This window comes from Thioalkalivibrio versutus (assembly GCF_001999325.1).
Lineage (GTDB): Bacteria > Pseudomonadota > Gammaproteobacteria > Ectothiorhodospirales > Ectothiorhodospiraceae > Thioalkalivibrio > Thioalkalivibrio versutus.
On record NZ_MVAR01000022.1, the window covers coordinates 14,167 to 38,509 of the forward strand.

General features: G+C 66.1%; 22 protein-coding genes. 18 read left to right on the plus strand and 4 right to left on the minus strand.

The features are described from left to right. Positions 1-111: 111 nt before the first annotated feature. From B0684_RS08280 to B0684_RS08355, 16 genes are all read left to right on the plus strand, one after another. The gene (locus B0684_RS08280; RefSeq protein ID WP_018168591.1) at positions 112-1,536 is read left to right on the plus strand and encodes a form I ribulose bisphosphate carboxylase large subunit; all 1,425 of its coding nucleotides are present in this window, start codon (positions 112-114) and stop codon (positions 1,534-1,536) included. 68 nt (positions 1,537-1,604) lie between these two features. Next, positions 1,605-1,937: a ribulose bisphosphate carboxylase small subunit gene (locus B0684_RS08285; protein ID WP_018168592.1), complete on the plus strand. Its 333-nt coding sequence runs from the start codon at positions 1,605-1,607 to the stop codon at positions 1,935-1,937. Positions 1,938-2,098: 161 nt separating this feature from the next. Then, the gene (locus B0684_RS08290) at positions 2,099-5,047 is read left to right on the plus strand and encodes a CsoS2 family carboxysome shell protein (RefSeq protein WP_026304847.1); all 2,949 of its coding nucleotides are present in this window, start codon (positions 2,099-2,101) and stop codon (positions 5,045-5,047) included. A 165-nt stretch (positions 5,048-5,212) separates the two neighbouring features. Beyond that, positions 5,213-6,622, plus strand: a complete 1,410-nt coding sequence (locus B0684_RS08295; RefSeq protein ID WP_018168595.1) for a carboxysome shell carbonic anhydrase — start codon at positions 5,213-5,215, stop codon at positions 6,620-6,622. Positions 6,623-6,639: 17 nt separating this feature from the next. Next, entirely contained in the window at positions 6,640-6,891 is a 252-nt protein-coding gene (locus B0684_RS08300) for a carboxysome peptide A (protein ID WP_017940626.1), read from the plus strand. A gap of 4 nt (positions 6,892-6,895) precedes the next feature. Beyond that, positions 6,896-7,228 carry a carboxysome peptide B gene (locus B0684_RS08305; protein ID WP_018168596.1) on the plus strand — a complete coding sequence of 111 codons (333 nt, stop codon included), beginning with the start codon at positions 6,896-6,898 and terminating at the stop codon, positions 7,226-7,228. Positions 7,229-7,273: 45 nt separating this feature from the next. Continuing rightward, positions 7,274-7,567, plus strand: coding sequence for a BMC domain-containing protein (locus B0684_RS08310; protein ID WP_077277010.1), 294 nt, complete (start codon positions 7,274-7,276; stop codon positions 7,565-7,567). A 66-nt stretch (positions 7,568-7,633) separates the two neighbouring features. Next, positions 7,634-7,948 (plus strand): BMC domain-containing protein, encoded by a 315-nt coding sequence (locus B0684_RS08315; RefSeq protein ID WP_026289304.1) that lies wholly within the window; start codon positions 7,634-7,636, stop codon positions 7,946-7,948. Between the two features lie 10 nt (positions 7,949-7,958). Then, positions 7,959-8,381: a ferritin-like domain-containing protein gene (locus tag B0684_RS08320; RefSeq protein WP_018168598.1), complete on the plus strand. Its 423-nt coding sequence runs from the start codon at positions 7,959-7,961 to the stop codon at positions 8,379-8,381. A gap of 35 nt (positions 8,382-8,416) precedes the next feature. Continuing rightward, entirely contained in the window at positions 8,417-8,698 is a 282-nt protein-coding gene (locus B0684_RS08325) for a 4a-hydroxytetrahydrobiopterin dehydratase (RefSeq protein WP_018168599.1), read from the plus strand. 61 nt (positions 8,699-8,759) lie between these two features. Continuing rightward, complete coding sequence (parA, locus tag B0684_RS08330) at positions 8,760-9,395, plus strand: ParA family partition ATPase (RefSeq protein WP_018168600.1); 636 nt, start codon at positions 8,760-8,762, stop codon at positions 9,393-9,395. Further along, on the plus strand, positions 9,392-9,784 hold the full coding sequence (locus B0684_RS08335; RefSeq protein ID WP_018168601.1) for a hypothetical protein: 393 nt from the start codon (positions 9,392-9,394) through the stop codon (positions 9,782-9,784). Before parA ends, B0684_RS08335 begins: the two co-directional genes overlap by 4 nt. Positions 9,785-9,845: 61 nt before the next feature. After that, entirely contained in the window at positions 9,846-10,649 is an 804-nt protein-coding gene (locus B0684_RS08340) for a CbbQ/NirQ/NorQ/GpvN family protein (protein ID WP_018144344.1), read from the plus strand. An 18-nt stretch (positions 10,650-10,667) separates the two neighbouring features. Then, the gene (locus B0684_RS08345) at positions 10,668-12,989 is read left to right on the plus strand and encodes a nitric oxide reductase activation protein NorD (RefSeq protein ID WP_018177020.1); all 2,322 of its coding nucleotides are present in this window, start codon (positions 10,668-10,670) and stop codon (positions 12,987-12,989) included. A gap of 74 nt (positions 12,990-13,063) precedes the next feature. Then, entirely contained in the window at positions 13,064-14,041 is a 978-nt protein-coding gene (locus B0684_RS08350; RefSeq protein WP_018168603.1) for a LysR family transcriptional regulator, read from the plus strand. Positions 14,042-14,193: 152 nt separating this feature from the next. After that, positions 14,194-14,760, plus strand: coding sequence for an SgcJ/EcaC family oxidoreductase (locus B0684_RS08355; RefSeq protein WP_018168604.1), 567 nt, complete (start codon positions 14,194-14,196; stop codon positions 14,758-14,760). 67 nt (positions 14,761-14,827) lie between these two features. Here B0684_RS08355 and B0684_RS08360 read toward each other — a convergent pair whose 3' ends face one another. The 3 genes from B0684_RS08360 to treY are packed head-to-tail and all read right to left on the minus strand — an operon-like array spanning position 14,828 to position 21,160. Then, positions 14,828-16,651, minus strand: coding sequence for a glycoside hydrolase family 15 protein (locus tag B0684_RS08360; RefSeq protein ID WP_018649832.1), 1,824 nt, complete (start codon positions 16,649-16,651; stop codon positions 14,828-14,830). A gap of 4 nt (positions 16,652-16,655) precedes the next feature. After that, positions 16,656-18,440, minus strand: coding sequence for a malto-oligosyltrehalose trehalohydrolase (treZ, locus tag B0684_RS08365; RefSeq protein ID WP_018649833.1), 1,785 nt, complete (start codon positions 18,438-18,440; stop codon positions 16,656-16,658). Then, positions 18,437-21,160, minus strand: coding sequence for a malto-oligosyltrehalose synthase (treY, locus tag B0684_RS08370; protein WP_018177024.1), 2,724 nt, complete (start codon positions 21,158-21,160; stop codon positions 18,437-18,439). Before treY ends, treZ begins: the two co-directional genes overlap by 4 nt. A gap of 211 nt (positions 21,161-21,371) precedes the next feature. Here treY and B0684_RS08375 point away from each other — a divergent pair, with 211 nt between their 5' ends. Beyond that, positions 21,372-21,848: a hypothetical protein gene (locus tag B0684_RS08375; RefSeq protein WP_018177025.1), complete on the plus strand. Its 477-nt coding sequence runs from the start codon at positions 21,372-21,374 to the stop codon at positions 21,846-21,848. Positions 21,849-21,945: 97 nt separating this feature from the next. Then, a complete protein-coding gene (locus tag B0684_RS08380; protein WP_018649834.1) occupies positions 21,946-22,260 on the plus strand; it encodes a hypothetical protein in 315 nt (104 codons plus the stop codon). Positions 22,261-22,371: 111 nt separating this feature from the next. Here B0684_RS08380 and ettA read toward each other — a convergent pair whose 3' ends face one another. Continuing rightward, positions 22,372-24,039, minus strand: coding sequence for an energy-dependent translational throttle protein EttA (gene ettA, locus B0684_RS08385; protein WP_018168610.1), 1,668 nt, complete (start codon positions 24,037-24,039; stop codon positions 22,372-22,374). Positions 24,040-24,343 lie beyond the last annotated feature (304 nt).

Sequence of the window (24,343 nt, forward strand, 5' to 3'; positions counted from 1 at the left end):
TATATAAACGATTGTCTATCGGTCGCATCTAGATTATTTATTTGTTATTAGTGATTGCCCTCCCTAATCTAGGCGACCATCACGATTAACCAACGCGTAGGAGAAGGCCACATGTCTGCCGCCAAGAAGTACTCCGCGGGCGTCAAGGATTACCGCGAAACATACTGGATGCCCGAATACACGCCGCTGGATACTGACCTGCTGGCGTGTTTCAAGATTACCCCGCAGCCCGGTATCGACCGCGAAGAAGCTGCCGCCGCTGTGGCAGCCGAGTCCTCCACCGGTACCTGGACCACGGTGTGGACCGACCTCCTGACCGACATGGATTACTACAAGGGTCGGGCGTACATGATCGAGGACGTCCCGGGTGACGACGAGTCCTTCTACGCGTTCATCGCCTACCCGATCGACCTGTTCGAAGAAGGCTCCATGGTGAACGTGTTCACCTCCCTGGTCGGTAACGTGTTCGGCTTCAAGGCCGTGCGTATGCTGCGCCTGGAAGACGTGCGCTTCCCGATCGCCTACGTCAAGACCTGTGGCGGTCCGCCCATGGGTATCCAGGTCGAGCGTGATCGCCTGAACAAGTACGGCCGCCCGATGCTGGGTTGCACCATCAAGCCGAAGCTGGGTCTGTCCGCGAAGAACTACGGCCGTGCCGTCTACGAGTGCCTGCGTGGCGGTCTCGACTTCACCAAGGACGACGAAAACGTCAACTCCCAGCCGTTCATGCGCTGGCGTGACCGCTTCGATTTCGTCCAGGAAGCGACCGAAAAGGCCGAAGCCGAGACCGGCGAGCGCAAGGGTCACTACCTGAACGTCACCGCGCCGACCCCGGAAGAAATGTACAAGCGTGCCGAGTACGCCAAGGAAATTGGCGCACCGATCATCATGCACGACTACATCACCGGCGGTTTCTGTGCCAACACCGGCCTGGCCAACTGGTGCCGCGACAACGGCATGCTGCTGCACATCCACCGTGCCATGCACGCGGTTATCGACCGTCATCCGAAGCACGGTATCCACTTCCGTGTGCTCGCCAAGATCCTGCGTCTGTCCGGCGGCGACCACCTCCACACCGGCACCGTGGTCGGCAAGCTGGAAGGCGACCGCGCCGCGACGCTTGGCTGGATCGATCTGCTGCGTGAATCCTTCATCCCGGAAGACCGCTCGCGCGGCATCTTCTTCGATCAGGACTGGGGTTCCATGCCGGGCGTGTTCGCCGTGGCCTCCGGTGGTATCCACGTCTGGCACATGCCGGCCCTGGTCTCCATCTTCGGCGACGACTCCGTGCTGCAGTTCGGTGGCGGCACCCTGGGCCACCCGTGGGGCAATGCTCCGGGCGCGACCGCCAACCGCGTGGCCGTCGAGGCCTGCGTCCAGGCGCGCAACGAGGGTCGCGAGATCGAGAAGGAAGGCAAGGAGATCCTGACCCAGGCCGCCCAGCACAGTCCCGAACTGAAGATCGCCATGGAAACGTGGAAGGAAATCAAGTTCGAGTTCGACACCACCGACAAGCTGGACGTCCAACACAAGTGATCGTCCGTGTGCGGGCGGCCTGAATGGCCGCCCGCACCTTCAGAGAACAAGCGCATAGGATTAACGACATGTCCGATATTCAGAACTTCAAGCCGGTGCAGAAGTACGAGACCTTCTCCTACCTGCCCGAGATGAACGCCGATCAGGTTCGCCGTCAGATCGAATACGCCATTGCCCAGGGCTGGAATCCGGCGGTCGAGTACAGCGAAAAAGAACACGCCATGTCCAACTACTGGTACATGTGGAAGCTCCCGATGTTCGGCGAGCAGTCCGTCGAGACCGTGCTGAGCGAGATCGAGCAGTGCCGCCGTGCCAACCCCGGCATGATGGTTCGCTTCCTCGCCTACGATAACTACGCCCAGAGTCAGGGCACGGCCTTCGTGGTCGATCGCGGTCGCTAATTAGGGCCCGGTACCTGCCGGGTCCGCCTTCGGGCCCGGCAGTTCAGTAAAGCGTTATTTACCGTTGCTGCCGCCAACTGTAAGGAAGTGCCATGAGTAATCCGACATCTGCGTCTGAAGGTCTCTCGGGGCGTGAACGTGCCCTGGAACGGCGCAAAGCCATGTCTCGCAATGGCAAGGCTGCCGTGAAGTCGACCGACCAAACCAAAGGGAGCAGCCGCTCCGCTGGGGCTGCGCGAGATGCGCGCCAGGCGAAGGCGGACCCTGCCCCGGCACCCCAGGCGCGGGAGCCGGAGATGCACTCCAGTGAATCCTCGTCGCAGGTCTCCGTCGAGACTCGCGACACCACCCCCGAGCGCCGCCCGGAACCGGGCGCGCACACGGGTATCTCGAATGGCCGCCAGGCCGCCCTTGAGCGCCGCCAGAAGATGGCGCGCCAGGGCAAGAAGGCTGTGGGCCGAACCAACACGCGTGCGCAGGCCGCGGGTGGCATGGCCCCCGCCGGCGCCGAACGTTCGCGCCAGCTGGAAGCGCTGGCCCAGTCGCAGAACGTCGAGGTCGATTGCTCGAACATGAGCGGTCGCGAGATCTGCCGCCTGCGGCGTCAGGCGCTTTCCACGGAAGGCAAGAAGGCCGTTGCGCCGGAACCGCGCCGTGGGGATCGCATCAAGGGATCGGAACCGGTGGCTGCCGCGACCCAGGAATCCAAGAAGGATTGCGGCTGCGGCTGCAAGGGCGAGAAGGCCGAGCGCGATGCGTCGGTAAACAGCGCCCCGAGCCGCGACGCCGCGGTGGTCGAAAGCGGCTTGGACCAGCTGTGCCACAAGGTCGAGTCCGGGGGCGAAGCCGCCGGTCCGCATCCGATGATCTCGGAGGTTCGCGCGATCTGTATGGCGCGCCGGGATGCCATGGCGCAGAGCGGCAAGAAGGCCCAGCGTCGGCGTTTTAACGGCGGTCAGGCCCGCGGCACCATGCCGCAGGAAGGCGCCTGGAAGGCCGCCAAGCGCCAAGGGATGTCCGCCCGCGAAGTCGCTCGGCAGCGCCGTGAAGAACTGTGCAAGCTGGGCCGTGGCTCCTCCGAGCCGGGGCGTCCCTGTGGCCGGCCACGCCCCGTCGAGGGCGATGTGCCGCCGAAGGTTGAAGAGGGCACCACGCTCGCCGGCAGCCACGTCAGTGGCACGCAAGTCGAGCGGAGCTCCGGCGTTACCGGCACCGAGGCGGGCAGCTGCTCGTCGGTCACCGGGACCGAATACCTTGGGGTGGAACATTACGAGCGTTACTGTGGCGTGTCCCCCGCAGGTAATCCGCCTAAGGTGGGCGCTTCGCACACGGCGCACGGCCAGTCCGTCAGTGGCACCGAAGTAGGGCGGTCGAACCGTGTGACCGGCGACGAGCGTGGGTCCTGCGAGACGATCACCGGCACCGAATATCTCAGTACCGAACAATACGAAGGCTTCTGCGGCACGCGTCCGCAGGCCGGGCCGGCCCGAACCAGCGTGATGGTCACCCGTCAAGGGGAAGGCGTATCGGGCACCTCGGTCGGGCGTAGCCCGAGCGTTACCGGCGACGAAGCCGGCTCTTGCCGCGATGTGACCGGTACTGAGTACCTGAACACCGCGGCCAGCGAGGTTCCCTGTAACACGGGAAAGTCGAACGGGGCGCCGGCGAAGGTTGGCGTAATGCATACGCTTCGCGGTCGTGAGCTGACCGGTTCCGAAGTCGGGCGCTCCGTGAACGTAACCGGCAACGAATATGGCAGCTGCAAACCGGTGACCGGGACCGAGTATCTGGGCACCGAGCAGTTCCAGGGCTTTTGCGGTACTCGCCCGGAGCCGGCCCCGGCCAAGGTCCAGGAGTCGCACACCATGGAAGACCAGAGCGTGACGGGTGTGGCCGTGGGGCGTAGCCGGCATGTAACCGGCGACGAGCGCGGCTCCTGTGCCTCGCTGACCGGTACGCCGTACTACAACAAGTCCGACTTTGGTGAACTGTGCGAGCGCCCGGACGCCGGGGGCGTCCCCAAGGTCGGTGTAATGCACACCCTGCGGGGTCGCGAGGTTTCCGGTACCCAGGTGGATCATTCGATCCACGTGACGGGTGACGAATATGGTGGTTGCAAGCCGATCACCGGCACGGAATATGCCGGCTCCGAGCACTATGACGCCTTTTGTGGCGGTCAGCGCCCGGAAGCCAGCCCGGAGAAAGTGACTGTGGGCCGTACCTGGAATCAGCAGATTGTGTCCGGCTCGGCGATCGGGCGTTCCTCGCGGGTCACCGGTGACGAATATGGCGCCTGCAAGCCGGTGAGCGGCACGGCCTATATCGGTCCGGATCAGTACGACCAGTTCTGCGATACGCAGGATTCGAAGGAGGCCGGGACCCGTGTGGCCGAGCGCCAGTCCACGCCGGGGCACTCGCTGTCCGGCAGCCAACCGGGCTACGACAAGCGCGTGACCGGTACCGAACGGGGCGCCTGTCAGGACGTGTCCGGTTCCCCGTATGTGGGCGGTAACGAATTTGCCAAGAGTTGCGCCAGTGCCGCGAGCAGTCTGCATCCGCGTCTGCGCCCGGAAGGGATGGGCATGCAGGCCGCGCCGGCGCAGCCAGTGGCGCAAGCCGCTTCTCGCCCGATGCCCAACGCCGGCTTCAGCGTGGACACCCCGGCGCGGGTCGCCGCAGAGCGTCGGGAGCGCGTGACGGGGACGGCCTATGGCAGTAGCGGAAGCCTGACCGGTTCCATTAACAAGGCGATGGGTCTGGTCTCCGGCACCGAAGAGTTCCGTTATGGCGCCAGCAAGCAGTCCGTGGCCGCGGAGCCGGTGGAAGAAGCGGAGAAGGTCGGTGCCAACCGGGTGACGCTGAACGGCAGCAGCAATGGCGTCTCCATTACCGGCGACGACTGGGGGCGCGGTGACCACGTGACCGGGACCGAGGGCTTCTCGACGCGCCGCAACCAGACGCAGAAGGGTAACCCGCGTGGTGAAGGCCGCAGCGCTTATATCAATCGGGAACTCGAGCGCAAGGAAGCGCCCACGAGCAGGATCACGGGTTCCTCCGGGAACAGCGACGCCGGTTCTCTGGTGACGCTGTCCGGCGGGGCGCGCGGTTAAGGACAGGCGAGGACTCTGAAGAACGTCATGGTGCGTGGTCGCCGCAAAAACAGCTCCATGGGCTCGCGCTTCGCGAAGTCCCGGATTGCGGCTGCGCGCGCCGCGGCGCCGAGTAGTGCGGTCCCGGTGTCCGCGGTGCCGGCCTGCGGCTCGTCGTCTCCGGACATGGCGCGTGAACTGACCGCGGGTCACGCGTTGGCGGATGTCCCGATGAACGAGCGGTTGCACGCCTTCGAGCAGGGGTTCCGGGAGCGCTTCGCGCAGCTGGTTCCGGTGCTCAAGGAGGTGCATGCGCTGCAGCACGAGCGGGACTTCGAGGCGCGGGCGCAGGCGATCGTCGAGGAGCGCCTGGGGTATCAGCTGCCGCAAAAGGCGCTGGAAGATGCCTGGATCAACGATCTGGATACGCGCGAACTGTATCTGCACGGGACGTTCGAGCTGTTCGATCAGGTGGTCAACGAATACTGGGCCGGCCGTGATGACCTGGTCGCCGAAGCGGAAAGCGCAATTGCGTATTTCCTCGACTGCGACTTCCACGAAGTGGACATCTCCCCGTGCTCGGACGGCCGACTGCTGGGGTTGCGCCGCTTCATCCTGCGGCTTCCTGATCTCGCGGTGCGAGTGAAGAGTTACGCCGGGGCGCAGTTCGACATCGAAGAGGACGTACGTCACTGGACCAAGCGCGAACTGCTGCGCTTCCGTGAGGGGCGGCCGACCACGGCCGATGTCCCCAGCCGCTATCTGAAGATTGCGGCTTACCACTACAGTGGCGCGGATCCGCTGCATCAGGGCTGCGCGGCGCACGGCAACAGCGAGCGCGATGCGGCGGACGGCGCCCTGCACCAGCTGCGCGCGTTTCGTCAGGCGATCGAGAACACCTACTGCTGTGGGGCCTCGGTCGACACGCTGCTAATCGGGGTGGATACCGATACGGATGCGATCAAGATCCACATCCCGGACGCGGACACACGGATGAGCCTGTATCGCTTCGTGGAAAGCGCGGAGTTGTACCGGGCGACGCAGGGGCTGGACGAACAGACCGCATCGCTGCGGGTGTATCAGGCGATCCAGGACACGATTCACCAGCAGGGCTGGGGGCGCGGTAACGGCGCGCCGCATGAAGGGATGCTGCGCCTGATCTCGCGGCTGCTGCTGAGCAATATTTCGCAGCTGGATTATGTGGCGCGCTATCACGGAGGCCATTACGCCGATGTCGGCCACCGCGAGCGTGTGATCATCGTCGGCCAGGAAATCGAGGAGATGCAGGTTCGCAACTTCGCGTACTTCGCTCACCTGGAGACGATGGAAGAGGGCGCCGAGGGGATGGATGTCGGCGTGAACAAGATTTTTCGCAAGCTGAATGTCGAGCGCGGCCTGCCAATTCCGGTGGTGGTGCATTACCGCTACGACCGCAAGGTGCCGGGATCGCGGGAGCGGGTCGAGGCGCGTTGTCGCCGGATTCGCAACACGATCATGGATCGCTATCGCGACCTGGCTGAAAAGGGCCTGATCGGCTGCCACATGGTGATCCGCGACAAACGCAGCGGAAGCCGTCTGGAACCACTGGCCGCCTGACGCACACGGGAACGGGAATGAAGATCTGCAAGGTTGAGAAGACGCTGGTTTCGACCAACCGCATCCGCGATCTGGGGCACCGGCCGTTGCTGGTGGTTCAGGAAAAGGCGGGTGGGCCGCGCACCGTGGCGGTCGATGCGGTCGGGTGCGTGCCCGGGGACTGGGTCATCGTAGTGGGCAGCTCGGCGGCGCGCGAAGCGGCCGGTGACAAGTCCTACCCGAGTGACGCGACGATCGTCGGGATCATCGATTACTGGGAGGAGCAGTAGCTCCATGGAAATCATGCAGGTGCAGGATGAACTGGTGGTGACCCGTCGCGTCGACGGGTTGAGCACCATTTCGCTGCGCGTGCTGGTCGACCAGAAGGGCGCGCTCAGTGTGGCCGTGGATCCGGTCGGGGCGCATCCGGGTAACTGGGTATTCACCATCAGCGGGTCGGCCGCGCGGCTCGCGCTGGACGACAACACTATCCAGACCGATTTGACGATCGGCGGCATCATCGACCACTGGGACGATGGTGGTAAGAAGACGGAAGGGTCGAAGGACGTGGCAGGACAAGACCAGACCGATGCACAGCGCTCTGCTGGTTCCCGCAAGGCGGCGTGAGCGTCATTTTTGTTTTAAAAAACCGTAAATCCAGGAGAGAAGACAATGGCAACTGAACGTTTTGGTGTGGCGCTGGGCATGATCGAGACCCGTGGTCTGGTGCCGGCGATCGAGGCCGCGGACGCAATGACCAAGGCCTCCGAGGTGCGTCTGATCGGGCGCCAGTTCGTGGGTGGTGGTTACGTGACCGTGCTGGTCCGTGGCGAAACCGGTGCCGTGAACGCCGCCGTGCGTGCCGGTGCGGATTCCTGCGAGCGTGTCGGTGACGGCCTGGTGGCCGCGCACATCATTGCTCGCGTCCATTCCGAGGTGGAAAACATCCTCCCGGAAAAGCCGTAACTCACGGCGGCCGAACCCCGTCGGGCCCGGATCGGGCCCGACGGCTTTTTCATGAAGAGGTAGATGATGGCTAACGAAATTTCTGGTGTGGCCCTTGGCATGATCGAGACCCGTGGTCTGGTCCCGGCGATCGAAGCCGCGGATGCGATGACCAAGGCCGCCGAAGTGCGCCTGATCGGTCGTGAATTTGTCGGTGGCGGTTACGTGACCGTCCTGGTCCGTGGTGAAACCGGTGCCGTGAACGCCGCTGTGCGTGCGGGCGCGGATTCTTGCGAGCGTGTGGGTGACGGCCTGGTGGCTGCGCACATCATTGCTCGCGTGCATTCGGAAGTGGAAGGGATCCTGCCGACGGCACCGACTGCCGGCGGTTCGGCCAGCTGAGGCGACATCCATGTCCGATCCACGGATCGTGGGGTACCTGAACCGGGCGGTGGCACACGAGCTGTCGGCGGTCCAGCAGTACCTGGCCCAGGCGCGGTTGACCGCGATGTGGGGGATGACTGACGTAAGCGACTGCCTGCGTCGGGACGCCCAGGAAGAGCTGGATCATGCGGATCGCTTCATGACTCGCATGTTCCACTACGGGGTGGCGCCGAACGGTAGCCAGCTGGCGCCGGTGCGGCTTGGTCGCTCCATGGCCGAGCTTTTGGCGCACTCGCGCGAGCTGGAGATGGAGGCGATTCGTCTGTACGACGAAGCAGCCGTCTATTGCCGGCGCGTCGGTGCGGTGGATGATGCGGCGCTGTTCGAGAGCATCCTCGAGGATGAACTGGAACACGTGCGCGAGATCGATGCCCAGGGCAGCACCGCGTGACGAGCGCGGACGCGGCAACACAAGCGGAGTAGGCAATGGCGGATACCGATCTCGTGGTTCCGGCCGGGTGGGAACCCGGCAAGGGGACCTCGGCGTCCATGAGCAAACAGTTCACGTTCGACCGCTACGGCATCACGCGGAAGTTTCTAGACCACGTGGCCGAGCTGTCGGAGCAGGATGGTTATCATCCGAACATCAGCTTCGGCACGACCTACGTGAACATCACGATCGACGCCCGTGATGGCGAACAGCTTGGGGAAGGCGACAAGGCCTTTGCCCTTGAAGTCGACCGCCTGGCCGATGCCACCACCGGCTGAGCCGGGGGATTCTTGATGGGCCGGGTTGAGAGCCCGGTCCCCTTCCGCAGGAGGCTGTTGCGTGGGTTCGAGGGTAATCGCGGTAGTCAATCAGAAGGGCGGCACTGGCAAGACCACCCTGACCATGAACCTGGCCGCGGGGCTGGCCCGGCGGGGCCGCACGCTGGTGGTCGACGCTGACCCTCAGGGTTCGGCCGGTCAATGGGCCCGCATGGCCTCCGAGGATCGTCCGTTTGCGGCGTCGGTGTTTGCGGTTGCCGGGCCCCTCGACCGCGAGTTGAAGGCCCTGCGCAAGGACTACGACCACATCGTGGTGGATTGCCCGCCGACGCTCGAGGGCGGGGCCGTCACCGGTGCCCTGGCGGCCGCGGACGAGGTCCTGATCCCGGTGCTTCCGTCGCCGGTGGATCTGTGGGGTAGCGTCCGTATGGGGCGCGGGCTCGAAGAGGCCAAGCTCAGGAATCCCGCCCTGCGCCCCTACATCGTGATTAATCAGCTCGAAGTCCGCAGTGCGCTGTCGCGTGCGATGAAACACGCACTGATGGAGATCGACATCCCCGCCCTGGAGCAGTCGCTCCGCCGGCGGGCCATATATCGGCGTTCTGCGCTGGAAGGCTGTTCCGTCTTTGATCTGGGCAAGCCGGGCGAGGCGGCGGCGGCGGAGATCGAAGCCATCATCGAGGAGGTGTCGCAATGAGCAATCTGCAAGACAAGCTGGCAGCCGGCGTGCGCAGTGCGCGCGAGGACCAGGACAAGGACAAGAGCCCGGACAACACGGCCACGGCCGACGCGCCGGCCGCGGCACAGAAGGACACGAGCCAGGAGCCGGCGAGCAGCAGCCCGCGGGCTGCCGCGAGTACCAAGGCGGCCGCCACCAAGAAGGCGGCGACCACGACCCGCAAGGCTCCGGCCCGCAAGGCGGCCACGGCGCGCAAGAAGCCGGCAGCGACGAGGAAGACGGGGACGACCGCCCAGTCGACCCAGGCCAAGGCAACCCCGGGCCGGAAAAAGCCGGCTGCAAAGAAGGAGCCGAAGGCGAACAAGGGCGGCAACGCGTTGCATCCGGATCGGGTTTGGCCTGACTGACGCCGATGCGTGCCGGTGGCCGGGGCCTGCGCCCCGGCCTTTCTGATTGAGGAGTCGAAACATGCAGGACGAACTACGCGATCACCTGATCACCGAGGAGCCTTACTATCAGTCCACGGCGGATGAGGTGGAGCTGTACGAGGCTGCCTATTCGGTGCGCATGCCGATGATGCTCAAGGGCCCCACGGGTTGCGGCAAGACGCGCTTTGTCGAGCACATGGCCTGGAAGCTGCGCAAGCCGCTGATTACCGTCTCGTGTAATGAGGACATGACCGCCTCGGATCTGGTGGGGCGCTATCTGCTGGATGCCAACGGCACGCGCTGGCAGGACGGCCCGCTGACCCAGGCGGCACGCCACGGGGCGATCTGCTACCTCGACGAGATCGTCGAGGCGCGCCAGGATACGACCGTCGTGATCCACCCGCTGACCGACAATCGTCGCATGCTCCCGCTGGAGAAGAAGGGCGAGATGGTCGAGGCGCATCCGGATTTTCAGGTGGTGATCTCGTACAACCCGGGCTATCAGAGCCTGATGAAGGATCTGAAGGAGTCGACCAAGCAGCGCTTCGGCGCGCTGGACTTCAACTACCCGGATCACGCAACCGAAACGCGGATTGTGGTCCACGAAGGCGGGGTCAACGAGGACATGGCCAGCAAGCTGGTCAGCGTCGCGGAGCGCGCGCGCAATCTGAAGGGCCACGGGCTGGACGAGGGGATCTCGACCCGCATGCTGGTGTACGCCGCGTCGCTGATTGCGAAGGGAGTCGCGCCGCTGGCCGCCTGCCGCATGGCCCTGGTGCGTCCGATCACGGACGATCCGGACATGCGCGACGCCCTCGACTCCGCCGTCACGACGTTCTTCTAGGCGCGTGCGCCGGACACGATGAGCATCCATCTGGAGGAATACCAGGACCTCCTCGAGGACCTCGGGGGGCAGGCCGCCGAGGTACTCGAGGCCTCGTGGCAGGAAGCGACGCGGGCCTTCAGTACGGGTGGTCTGAAGCGCTACTACCTGGAAGGCGCACGCAGCCTGCACTCCCTGGGGCGAGGTTCGGAGATGGTCGTGGCCTTCGTCCAGGAGGCGCCGGATCTGGCGCAGGAGCTGGGCGAGGATGCGGTCGGAGAGCTGGTGAGCTCGGCGATCAAGATGTACTCCAAGACGAGTGGGGCGGTCATTACCCTGCTGATCTCCACCAGCCCGATTGCGGCGCGACGCCTGGGCGACCTGCGCCTGTTCGGGGGATATCTGCGCCTGGTCGACAACCTGCTGGGGCAGGCGCCACGCGGCGTTCGGCCGATGCTGGAACGCCTCGACGAGTTGCTTTCGCAACTGACGCTGGGCGGGTTGCGCCGTTGGGCGACCTGGGGCGCGCAGGCCCACCGTACCGACCTCGAGGAACAGATCGCCTATTTTGGTCTGGAATCGCCCGAGTCCCGTTCAGTATTCCAGAAGGAGCGACGCGGCACGCTGTTCGTGGATGTGCAGCGGCGCATCAACCTCTACCTGCGTTCGCTCTGGGCGCGCGATTTCTTCATGCGGCCGACGAGTGGCGACTTCGAGTCGCGCGAGGGCTACAAGCCCTATATCGAGGGCTTCACGATCTTCCTGCCGGATGCCTTCGACGACTGGGAAGGCCTGACCGGGCTCGATCTCTACCGTGCGGCGGCGGCCCATGCCGCGGCCCATGTGGTCTACACGCGGGAAATGCAGCCAGAGGAGGCGCCGCGCGGCGTGACCGGCGTGCTGACCGAGTTGTTCGAGGATGCCCGCGTGGAGGCCCTGGCAAGCCAGGGTTTCCCGGGTTTGCGCAACCTCTGGACACCCCTGCATACCGCGACCCCGGACGACGGTGAAGCGCCGCAGGCCCTGCTGGCCCGCACCGCCCGGGCCCTGCTGGACCCGGACTACCGCGACGACCATCCGTTCGCGACCAGGGCCCGTGCGGCGCTGGCCGAACGGACGGAGGATCTCGAGGCCCCCGGCCTGGCGCGCGCCCTGGCCGAGGCCCTGGCGCCGGAATTTCCGGAGCAGGGCTACATGAACCCGCGGCAGGTCGCGCCGGATGTGCTCTACCGTGACGACAATCGCTACATGTGGGCGTTCGGGCGCGAGGAAGACGACTTCGAGACGCTGATGGCCAGCGGTTCGAACCAGGAACGCGTCTACGTGACCCCCATGGAGATGATCAACACCCTCGATGTCCCTGGCGCTGGGGACGATGCCCAGATGATCATGGTGCTGGCGACCGAATGGTTCCGGGACGGCGAAGAGGAAAGCATCAACCAGCAGGAGGGCAAGGAGCCGATCTCGCTGCCGTATCACTACCATGAGTGGGATTACCAGATGCAGCTGGAACGGCCGCACTGGGTCACCCTGCTGGAGCGGCGTCCGCAGAAGGGCGACGTGGCCGAGATCGACGCGATTAACGAAAAGCACAAGCCGCTGATCTCGCGCCTGAAGTTCCTGATCGAGGCGATGCAACCGCAGGGTGTCCAGCGTCTGCGCAAGCAGGCCGAGGGCGACGAGCTGGACTTGAACGCGCTGGTCGATGCACAGATCGATCTGCGCATGCGGCGGCAGCCCGACGAGCGCATCTACGTGCGCAATATCCGCCAGGTGCGCGATCTGTCGGTGCTGGTGCTGCTGGATCTGTCCGAGTCCACCAACGAGATGGTCCAGGGTACGGATACCAGTGTGGTACAGCTGGCGCGCGAGGCCACCGCTCTGCTGGGCGGCGCAATCTCCAAGATTGGCGATCCCTTCGCTATCCACGGCTTTGCCTCGGATGGTCGCCACGATGTCGAGTACTACCGCTTCAAGGACTTCGGCGCCCCCTACGACGATCACGCCCGGGCACGACTGGCCGGGATGAAGGGACAGCTCTCCACTCGCATGGGCGCGGCCGTTCGGCATGCCGGGCATCTGCTGCAGCAACAGGGGACGCAGAAGAAGCTGTTGCTGATCGTGACCGACGGCGAGCCGGCGGATACCGATGTGCGCGACCCGCAGTACCTGCGTCAGGACGCGAAACGTGCGGTGGAAGAGGTGGGAAAGAACGGCGTCTACAGCTTCTGTATCAGCCTGGACCCGAACGCCGACGAGTACGTCGAACGGATCTTCGGGGCACAGCACTTCATGGTGCTGGATCGTATCGAACGGCTCCCGGAAAAGCTGCCGATGCTGTACGCCGGTCTCACCCGGTAGGGGTCACGGGTACTAGCATGGCCAGGAAAGGGACCGGCACGACACCGCAGAAGGAGTCCGGCCTTCCGCAGGTGATGCTGAAATCCGAACTGCCGGCGCACCTGATCCGGCACGCCACCCTGCGCCAGCTGCAGGTGTTCGAAGCGATCGTGCGCCTGGGTAGCTTTACCCGCGCGGCGGAAGAGCTTTACCTGACCCAGCCCACCGTCTCCATCCAGATCAAGAAGCTCTCCGGCGCCCTCGGCCTGCCGCTGTTCGAGTACGTTGGGCGCAAGGCCTTCCCCACCGAGGTCGGGCTGTTGCTGTACGACACCTGTCGCGAGATGCTCGGCGCGCTGACCAACCTGGAGATGAAGCTCGCGGAAATGCACGGGCTCAAGCGGGGGCGGCTGCGCCTGGCGGTGATCACCACCGCGCAGTACTTCGCGCCGACGATCCTCGGGCAGTTCGCCAAGCGCTATCCGGACATCGAACTGTCGCTGGAGGTCAGCAACTTCGATCGCGTGCTGCAGCGCCTGGCCAACAACGATGACGATCTGTACATCATTGGACACGTGCCCGAGCGGCTGACCGACATCGCGGTGTATCCGTTCGCACCGAACCCGCTGGTGGTGATGGCCAGCCGCGATCACCCGCTCGTCGGACAGCGCAACATCCCGATCGAACGCCTGGAACAGGAGACGTTCCTGATGCGCGAGCCGGGCTCCGGGATCCGCGAGGCAACGCTCAAGCTGTTCCAGGAGCACGGGATCAGCCCGACGGTGCGCATGGAGCTCGGGTCCAACGAGGCGATCAAGCAGGCGGTAATCGGCGGCCTGGGGATTGCGGTGCTGTCATTGCACACCCTCAGCGCGGAGGGGGCGGGCGGGCCGGTAGCACTGCTGGATGTGGAGCACTTCCCGATTCACCGCCAGTGGCACATCGTTCACCCCAGGCAGAAGGTCCTGTCGGTGGTCGCGCAGACCTTTCTCGACTTCGCGATCCAGGACGAGGCGCGCGTGCGCGGCCAGGTCGAGGATCTCCTTGCGGCCTTCAAGGCCCAGGCGAGCTGACCACAAACGGCCATTGCAAGCGCAGCGGCCCAATCTGCAGGGGGCGCTGACAGCGGAGTCATTCGGGGCGGGCCCGGAATGACAGGCCCGGGAGCGTACCTTACAATTCACGGATTACCCGGCCGCTAACGGCCGAACTCGGAGATCAGTCAGTGACCACGAGCAGCCGACCGCGTATCAGCGGCACCCAGTTCATCAACGCCGACCAGGCGCCGCGCGCGCGCCTGAGCCTGAGCGCCTCGCACCGCGACCAGCACCATCCGGTGACCGGGACCGGCGGTGATCCCCGGTTCGGCGCGATCGATACCCCAGCCAACGAGAGCTGCGTGGTCTGTGCGCCGGCGACCCGCCGACTGGCCGAGGAACTGTTCGAGGGCTGGAACGCGGCCCTGCAGACGGGTGACGCGCGCAAGGTCGCCGAGCGCTATGCCGAGGACGCTGTTCTGCTCCCGACCGTCTCCAACGTCCCGCGCACCACGCACGCCGAGATCCAGGACTACTTCGAGCACTTCCTGGAGAAGAAGCCCTTTGGGACGATCAACACCCGCAACGTGAAGCTTGGCTGCAACAAGCTCACCGATGCCGGCACCTACACCTTTCGCGTGACGGATGGCGGTGAGACCAAGGAAGTCCCCGCGCGCTACACCTTCGTCTACGAGAACCGTGACGGGGGATGGAAGATCGTCCATCACCACTCCTCGATGATGCCGACCGCCTGAAGAGGGTGTCTCCCCAGTACGGAGGCCTTTCGGGCCTCGGGCACCGCTTAACGTAAGTTGACTGTTCTCAACGCTCCCGGCTTCGCTCCAGCGCCCGCGCGAGCTTGATGCCGCTCGAAATCAGGCCGACGTGGCTGAACGCCTGCGGGAAGTTGCCGAGGAAAGCGCCGCTAGCGGGGTCGATCTGTTCCGGGAGCAGACCCAGCGCATTGGTGCGGTCGCACAGGGAGTCGTACAGCGCCTGGGCCTCCTCCAGTCGACCCTGCCCGACCAGATTGTCGACCAGCCAGAAGCTGCACAGCACAAACGCACCCTCGTGCCCGGGCAGTCCGTCCGGGGATTCCTCCGGCAGATAGCGGTAGAGCAGGCCGTTGCCGGCACCCAGGCGCCGGACGACGGCCTCGGTAGTGGCGACCATCTTCGGGTGATCCGCGGGGATGACGCCGCGTCCGGGTAGTGCCAGCAGACTCGCGTCGATGCCGCCGCCGCCCAGATGTTCGGTCAGGCTCTGGAGTTCGGGGTCCCAGGCCTGTTCCAGGATCGCCTCGTGGATCTGCCGCGCCTCGGAGCGCCAGAGCGCACTGTCGCCTTGCACGCCGTTGCTCTCGGCCAGCGCAGCCCCGCGCTCCAGCGCGACCGCGCACAGGGCGGCGGAGTAGGTAAACGGTCGTCCGGCTGTGCGGACCTCCCAGATCCCGTGGTCGGGGTTTTTCCATTCGGTCTTGGCGGACTCGACCAGGCGCCGCAGGCGCTGCCACAGGTGATCGTCCAGCGTGCCGCCCCAGCGTACCCAGCGCCAGGCGCAATCGAGGATCTCCCCGAACACGTCATGCTGGCGCTGTTCGACCGCGCCGTTCCCCCAGCGCACGGGCCCCGAACCACGGTAGCCCTCCAGTTCGGGATCGCTGCGCTCCGGTTGCGGGAGGTGGCCGTCCACGTCGTACAGCACCCGGGGCCAGCCCGCGCGATCGACGGCGTCCAGGGCCCAGCCGATAAACCCGGCGGCCTCGTGGGTCATGCCGATATCGCTCATCGCATACACCGAGAACGCCGCATCGCGGATCCACGCGTAGCGGTAATCCCAGTTGCGCGGGCCGCCGATCGCCTCCGGCAGGGAGGATGTCGGTGCCGCGATCATGGCCCCGGTCGCGGTGTAGTCCATCTGCTTGAGGGTGACAGCCGAGCGGCGGACGAGGTCCTCGCGAGGCCCTTCATAGCTGAAGTGCGTCATCCAGCGTCGCCAGACCAGCAGGGTGGCCTCGAGCAGGTCCTGCGGGGTGCGGGGCTGGAACCGATGCGTATGCGGCCCCCACCCGAGGAGCACGTGGTGCTGCTCCCCGGCCTCCAGTTCATGCAGGCTGTCCGCGTCCTCCAGCGGCAGGGACGAGCTCAGGGCCAGTTCCAGGTCCGGCTGGCGGTGCAACGCCAGGCCCAGCCCGGCCCCGTGCGGATAGACATCCGCACCGCCCCGGGGTGTGACGCGGACCCGCAGGTGTACCCGGCCCTCCAGCACCTCGATCCGGCGAAGCAGCTCATTCCGTCCGGCGGGTGCGTCCTCAGAGAGGTCTGCCCCTGCGCGCAGGGGCAGACAGTCGGTCACCCGGACGCGCCCCTCTGGTCCGGTCATCTCGGTGATCAGGACGGCGGTATCCGGAATATAGCGCTGGTGCGAGGTGACCAGGGGTTCCGGGGCCACGGTGAAGGCGCCGCCGCGCTGGTGATCCAGCAGCGCGCAGAACAAGGGTTCGGAGTCAAAGCGGGGGACGCACATCCAGGGGATGGTCCCGTCGCGACCGACCAGGGCGGCAGTCGTGCAGTTCCCGATCAGGCCGTGCTCCTCGATCGGCAGGTAGCCGTCAATGCGGTGTACGGGGCGGTCGGATACGGTCACTGGATCACTCCTTTGACATGGACGGTTGGCAGGGCAGGCAGGAGGGGGCAGGCGCGTCCAGGATCACGACGGACTCGCCGGGCAGCTCCAGGGTGTCCGGACCCACCACGATACCTGTATCGGACTGGAGCAGGAGGTGACCGGCCGCGGCGCCCGGGCAGGCCAGCCGTTGCGGGGCAGGGTGCAGGTTGCACACCACCCGCAGTCCGGGCCGGTGCACGATCAACCAGCGTGCCGCCTCGTCGAAATGCGCCTCGATCGCCTCCAGACGGTCGTCGCCGAACGCCGAGTGGGCATGCCTCAGGGCGATCAGGGCCCGGTACCACTGCAAGATGTCGGCATGCGGCTCGCGTCCGAGCTCGTCCCAGTCCAGGCGGGATTGTTCGAAGGTCTCGATGGATTGCGGGTCCGGGACGTTGCCGGGATCGGTGCCCCGGCGGAAGGCCGCGAACTCGCGCTGGCGGCCTTCGGTCACCGCGCGCCCCAGGTCGGTGTCCGTGTGATCGGTGAAATACAAAAACGGCGTCGCGGCCGCCCATTCCTCCCCCTGGAACAGCATGGGCACGAAGGGACTGGTCATCACCAGGGCTGCGCCAATCTTCAGTAGTCCCGGCGAGACGCCTTCACTGATTCGGTCCCCCAGGGCCCGATTGCCAATCTGGTCGTGGTTTTGCAGGCAGCCGATGAAACGCCGTCCGGGCAGGTCGGAGGCCGGTCGCCCGTGGGTACGCCGGCGGTAGTGGGAGTAGCGCCCGTCATAGACGAGGCCGCGCGTCAGCGCCCGGGCGACATCCGCGAGGCGTCCGAAGTCCGCGTAGTACCCGTCGGATTCCCCGGTCAGCAGGGCATGCAGTGCGTGATGGAAGTCCTCGTTCCACTGCGCGTCCAGCCCGTAGCCGCCGGCCTCGACCGGCCGTGCCACGCGCGGGTCGTTGCGGTCGTTCTCCGCGATCACCACCAGGTGCCGCCCGCGCGCGCGCCCGAGGCGTTGCACCTCGGTGGCGAGCTGCTCGATGAAATGGGTGGCCGAGGTATCGACAATCGCGTGTACCGCGTCGATGCGCAGGCCGTCGATGTGGTAGTCGCGCAGCCACATCAGGGCGTTGTCGACGAAGAAGCGGCGCACGGGGTCACTGTCCGGGCCGTCGAGGTTCATCGCGTCGCCCCAGGGGGTTTGGTAGTGGTCGGTGAAATAGGGGCCGAACTGCGCCAGGTAGTTGCCGTCCGGCCCGAGGTGGTTGTAGACCACGTCCAGCAGCACCGCGATGCCGCGGCGGTGGCAGGCATCCACCAGCCTTTTCAGGCCATCGGGGCCCCCGTAGGCGTGGTGCGGTGCGTACAGGTCGACCCCGTCGTAGCCCCAGCCGCGCTCGCCGGGGAATGCCGCCACCGGCATCAGCTCCAGGTGGGTGATGCCGAGGTCGACCAGGTGATCGAGGTGGTCGATTACGCCGTCGAAGCTGCCTTCCGGGGTAAAAGTGCCGACGTGGATCTCCTGGATCACCGCCGCGGCCAGCGGCGGCGCCTGCCAGCCGGCGTCGTTCCAGACGAAGCGGGAATGCTCCAGCCAGCACGACGGGCCGTGCACGCCCTGTGGCTGCCAGGCGGAGCGCGGGTCGGGGAACGGGCCGTTGCCGTCGACGCGGAAGGCATAGTCGCTGCCGTGCACCACCCGCGAGGTCTGCAGCGACCACCAGCCGTCCGCGCGGCAGTCCATTGGCATGCGGCTGCCACCGCACTCCAGTTCGACCTGATGCGCCTCGGGGGCCCACACGCTAACGGTGGTCATGACGTGGCCTCCTCGCGTTCGAGCAGGGCCACCGGAAACGCATCGAGGATCTCCGCGACCGGGTAGTCGCCGCCTTGCAACGCCGCGCCGGACAGGCGGTTGTGCCAAGTGCCGGGTGGAACCGCAAGCCGGGTGCCGCCCCAGTCGCCCGCCAGCCCGAGTGTCAGGCGCGGCACCAGCACCAGCGCCCCTTCGCCGCGCAGGTAGGCGACCGCGTGCCCGGCGCGTTCGCCGCTGGCGCGCAGCGGGGTACAGGCCGCGTCCGGGCGGAACCACTCCGGGTGGCGGCGGCGCAGGGCCAGGGCCTGGTGCACCACCCACTGCTTGGGCAGGCCCTCGTCGCCGCGGGCGTTGATCTGTGCCGGCGAGAGGTGCGCGAGTTCCTCCAGCAGGCGGGTCCGCGTGTCGAAGTCCACCGGGCGGCGATTGTCCGGGTCGACCAGGCTCAGGTCCCACAGCTCGCTGCCCTGGTAGATGTCCGGGATGCCCGGTGCGGTGAGCTTGATCAGGGTCTGCGCCAGACTGTTGGTGCGGCCGGGGCCGACCAGTGGCTGCAGGAACGACTCCAGCGATTCGCGAAACCCCGGGTCGTCCAGGGTGCCGGCCACGAAATCGCGCAGGGCCTGCTCGTAGTCCTCCTGCGGATGGGTCCAGCTGGTGTGCTGCTTGGCCTCGCGTGCGGCCTTTTCCATGTAGGCCGTCATGCGCTCGGCGTCGATCGGCCAGGCACCGACCAGCGTCTGGTAGTACAGGTACTCGGTGGCCGGGTCCGGCCACCCACCACTGCGGTGGCGGGCGTTGTGACGCATCCAGCGACGCACGCTCCTGGCCCAGGCCTCCGGCATCTCGGAGAGCAGCAGAAGGCGAGCGCGTACGTCCTCGCTGCGCTTGGTGTCATGGGTCGAGGTGGCCAGCATCGCCTCGGGGTGCAGCGCCCGGGCCCGGGCGCTGGCCTCGTGGAATTCGTCCACCGACAACCCGAAGCTTCCCGGGTCGCCGCCGACCTCGTTGAGTGCCGTCAGGCGGTGGAAGCGGTACAGCGCGGTATCCTCCACGCCCTTGGCCATCGCCGGGCCTGTCAGCTGCTGGAAGCGCAGGGCGAGCTCGGTCTCGCGCTCGCCGGGGATGCGTAGCAGGAGCAGGTTGCGCAGGAACTGCAGCAGCTCGCTGTCCAGCTCCGGGCGGCGCTCGGCGGCCTGCTGGATCGCGGTCTCCACGCAGCCGACGTCGGCCGCCGTCACGCCGCCTTCGCGTGGGGTGACATAGGTGCGGTAGACCGGGAAGCAGGCCGCCGCCTCCAGCAGGGCGAGGTACAGCTCGTGACGGGTGTAGTCGCGGTGGCGGCGGTGGCGTTCGCAGATATCCACGAACAGCGAGCTCAGGCGATTGAGTTCGCTGCCGAGCAGGTCCTTGAGTATCTGTCGCTTGGATTCGTAGATCAGTCCCGGGTAGTCGGCCTCCTCGCCGGTGAGCTCCGCGAACAGCCGTGTCAGCGGGGTCTCGCCGGCCGGGTCCGCGAACAGCCCCTGCACGCGGTTGAGGAAGTCGTAGCCGGTGGTGCCGGCGATTGGCCAGTCGTCCGGCAGCTGCTCGCCGGGCTCGAGGATCTTCTCGGCGACGATCCAGGTGTCCGGACAGGCGCGGTGCAACTGGCTGAAGTACTGCCGGGGGTCGCGCAGTCCGTCCGGGTGGTCGACCCGCAGGCCGTGCACCGAGCCTTCCGCCACCCAGCGGACCGGCAACGCATGCAGGGCCTGGAAGACCTCCTCCTTCTCCTGCCGCAGCCCGGCCAGGTCGTTGATGTCGAAAAACCTCCGGTAGCCAAGGTCGCGGCCGGCGGTGCGCCACCAGGCCAGCCGGTAGTTCTGCTTCTCGATCAGCGCATCCAGGGCATCGGGGTCGGCGTTGATCCGCTCGACCTCGGTCGCGATCGCCTCGGCGGCCGCCGGGTTCTGGCGGGTCGTGTCGTCCAGAAGCTGGCGGATCACGTCCTGGTCGCGGTGGCGCCGTTGCACCGAATGGTGTGCGATCAGATGCGGCTGTGGCAGGCGTGCACAGGATTCCGCGAGAAAGCCCAGCAGTTCGATACCCGTGGCGCGACAGGCGCGGGCGAGCAGCTCGTTGAGCGAGGAGGGGTCTAGCGGGAAGCGGTGCTCGTAATAGGCGAGGTCGAACAGCCCGGCGCCATATTGCAGGCGGATCTCGCCGGCCTCGAGGACACGGCCGTAATGATCGCCCAGCACCGGGAGCAGGACCTTGTTTGGCCAGCGCTCCTCCGAGGACTCCCAGTCGACGTCGAAGTACGTCGCAAACGGGCTGGACGGGCCGTTCTCCAGCACATCCCACCACCACGGGTTCTGGTCCCCGGCCACCGCCATGTGATTGGGCACGATGTCCAGTACCAGGCCCATCCCGGCCGCCGCCAGCGCCGCGCACAGGCGCTGGCGTGCTGGCTCGCCGCCAAGCTCTTCGTTGACGCGCGAGGGGTCGACCACGTCATAGCCGTGGGTGCTGCCGCGCACCGCCTGCAGGATCGGCGAAAGATAGACATGCGAAACCCCCAGCCGCGCGAGATAGGGAACAATCGCGGCAGCGTCGTCCAGCGTGAACCCCGGGTGCAGCTGCAGGCGACAAGTCGCGATTCGCTCGGGTTGGGCCTGTCGCCTCTCGCGGCCGTCCGCAGACCCCGCGCTTCCTGTACTGCTGATGGATCCCTGCATCGCCCTCCGTCCCGAAGGCAGACCGGCCGGGCAATCCGACCGCTAACCCGAATATGGACCACATCCCGAACGAAGGGAATCCGCATCGCCGGCCAACGCCCAGAAACTGGGGCACGGCCGTCGGGATGGACCGCATGGCAGGAGGCAGGAGCTTCGCGGGGTGATGGGGTAAGCTTCCGGCATACCCCCACCCATGCGAAGGAGCTCCCGTATGCGTCGAGCGCTGGTCCTGCCCGCCTGTCTGGTCTCGTTGTTTTCCGTTGCGCTGGTTTCCGGGAATGCCCACGCGGCCGGGGCCGCGATACTGGTCCTGGAGGGCGATGAGTACGTGCTGGAGATGGAGGTCTGTGATTTCTCGGGTGAGTCGGATGACCGCTACCAGACGCTGGTGGCGCGCGCGGATACGGATCGCGGCCCGCTGCGGGTATTTGCCTCGCGCAATGCGGTTGCGGGGATGCTGACGCACTCGGTGTCGCTGCAGTTTGGGGACTTTCGTGCGGGGGGCGAGGTGCTGGAGGCCAATCGGACCCGCATGGGCCAGCAGTGGATTAGTGCCGCCGGAGGGGCTGCCGAGCCGCTGCTCCAGATCGACGGAAGCGAACTGCAGGCCGACGGCCGATTCGTGGATATGGAGATGACGGGGGAGCCGGTGGACGGGCGCCTGACCGCAACCTGCGATCACCGATAGGGTTGGCGGGCCTATCGCTGCCGTTGCATTATTTTCGGTCTGTTGGGCGCGCACTCGCCTGACCACCTGACGTGTCGAGTTTCAGGAGGCGGCCGGAATGATCAAGGAGTCGGACTGGAAGCGGTTCAGCCGGTTGAAGGAAACCGCGCTGGATCGTTACTGCGAACGAGCCCTGGCCGATTGTCGGGCGACTATGGAACAGGACGACCGGTCGAATCACGAACGCTTTCTGGACCTGTACGAGCAAGTGCGCGCAGCGGACAAGCGGCTTGCGTTCATCTTCGATGGCCACGCCCGCTCGAAGGCGCTTGACCAGTTCACGTGCATGCGGCGCGAGGGGCTGATCGAGGATGCGGAGCTGGAAGCGTTTACCACGGAATTCGAGGAGAAGACCCGGCCGCAGGGCCCGTAGTCTCCAGCCGGGCCGGGCGCCCGATGAAACGGGCATTGCCCGTGAACGGATCGTGGCGTGCCGGGGCGCGGAAAGGCGAAGGCCCGGCGGGTGCCGGGCGTTCGGGGTGGATCAGGAGGCGAGTCGCTTGTACTTGACCCGGTGCGGCTGGTCGGCCGCGGCGCCCAGGCGCTTGTGGCGGTCCTCCTCGTACTCCTGGTAGTTGCCGTCGAAGAACACCACGTTGCCGTCTTCCTCGAACGCGAGGATATGCGTGGCGATGCGGTCGAGGAACCAGCGATCATGCGAGATCACGATCACGGAGCCGGGGAAGTCCAGCAGCGCCTCTTCCAGCGCGCGCAGGGTCTCCACGTCCAGGTCGTTGGTCGGTTCGTCGAGCAGCAGGAAGTTGCCGCCGCTTTGCAGCAGCTTGGCCAGGTGCACGCGGTTGCGCTCCCCACCGGAGAGATCCTTCATGCGCTTTTGCTGGTCGGTGCCCTTGAAGTTGAAGCGGCCGACGTAGGCGCGTGACGGCATCTGGAAGTTGCCGACCTGGATGATGTCCTGGCCGTTGGAGATCTCCTCCCAGACCGTCTTCTCGTCCTGCAGGGCATCGCGGCTCTGGTCGACATACGCCAGCTGCACGGTTTCGCCCAGTTCGATGGTCCCTTCGTCCGGTTGTTCCTGGCCGGCGATCATGCGGAACAGGGTGGTCTTGCCCACGCCGTTCGGGCCGATCACGCCGATCAGCGCACCGCGCGGAACGGAGAGAGACAGGCCCTGGTAGAGCACGCGATCGCCGAAGTGCTTGGACAGGTTGTCCACCTCCAGCACCTTGTCGCCCAGACGCGGGCCCGGCGGGATGTAGATCTCCTTGGTCTCGGAGCGCTTCTGGTAGTCGGTGGAGGCGATCTCCTCGAAGCGCTTCAGGCGGGCCTTGCTCTTGGCACCACGGCCCTTCGGGTTGGAGCGCACCCACTCCAGTTCGGATTCCATCGCCTTCACGCGGGCCGCCTCGGACTTTTCTTCCTGCTTCAGGCGCTTTTCCTTCTGTTCCAGCCACTGCGAGTAGTTGCCCTGGAACGGGATGCCTTGGCCACGGTCCAGCTCGAGGATCCAGCCGGCCACATTGTCGAGGAAGTAGCGGTCATGGGTCACCGCAACCACGGTGCCCTGGAACTCCTGCAGGAAGCGCTCCAGCCAGGCCACGGATTCGGCGTCCAGGTGGTTGGTCGGCTCATCGAGGATCAGCATGTCCGGGTTGGACAGCAACAGCCGGCACAGCGCCACACGGCGGCGTTCCCCCCCGGAGAGGTTCTTCACGTCGGCATCCCACGGCGGCAGGCGCAGGGCGTCGGCAGCCACCTCCAGCTTTCGCTCCAGGTTGTGGCCGTCGGCGGCCTCGATCTTCGCCTCCAGCTCGCCCTGCTTCGCGGCCAGGGCGTCGAAGTCGGCCTCCGGCTCGGCATAGGCGGCATACACCTGATCCAGCTCGGCCAGGGCTTCCTTGACCGGGGCCACGGCCTCTTCCACGTTGCCGCGGACATCCTTGTTCTCGTCGAGCTGCGGCTCCTGCGACAGGTAGCCGATGTGGATGCCCGGCTGCGGGCGCGCCTCGCCGACAATGTCGGTATCCACGCCTGCCATGATGCGCAGCAGGGTAGATTTGCCCGCGCCGTTGTAGCCCAGCACGCCAATCTTGGCGCCCGGGAAGAAATTCAGGTTGATGTCCTTGAGGATGTACTTCTTCGGCGGGACGATCTTGCCCACGCCGTTCATGGTGAAGATGTACTGCGCCATGGTGCTCCTGCGACGAATTCGGTTTGGATGAGGGGGCTGGCCACTCGTGGCCCGCGCTGGGTCGGCACTTTACCACCCCGAGGGGGGTGCAGGCTCGTGCCGACGTCGGCACGGTACCCCTCGGCGGCCGCTGCTTCCGGACATTCGTGCCCAACCACTTCGTCGTCTGCCGATTCCCGGTCAATTCCGCGGACGCGGCCGGCCTGCTAGATTCGGAGGTAGACCCCGGCATTCCAACGACACGGGGGACAAGAGTTCCACTGTGCTGCAACTTTGCGCCTGTGACGCGCGTTAGCCCTCGTCG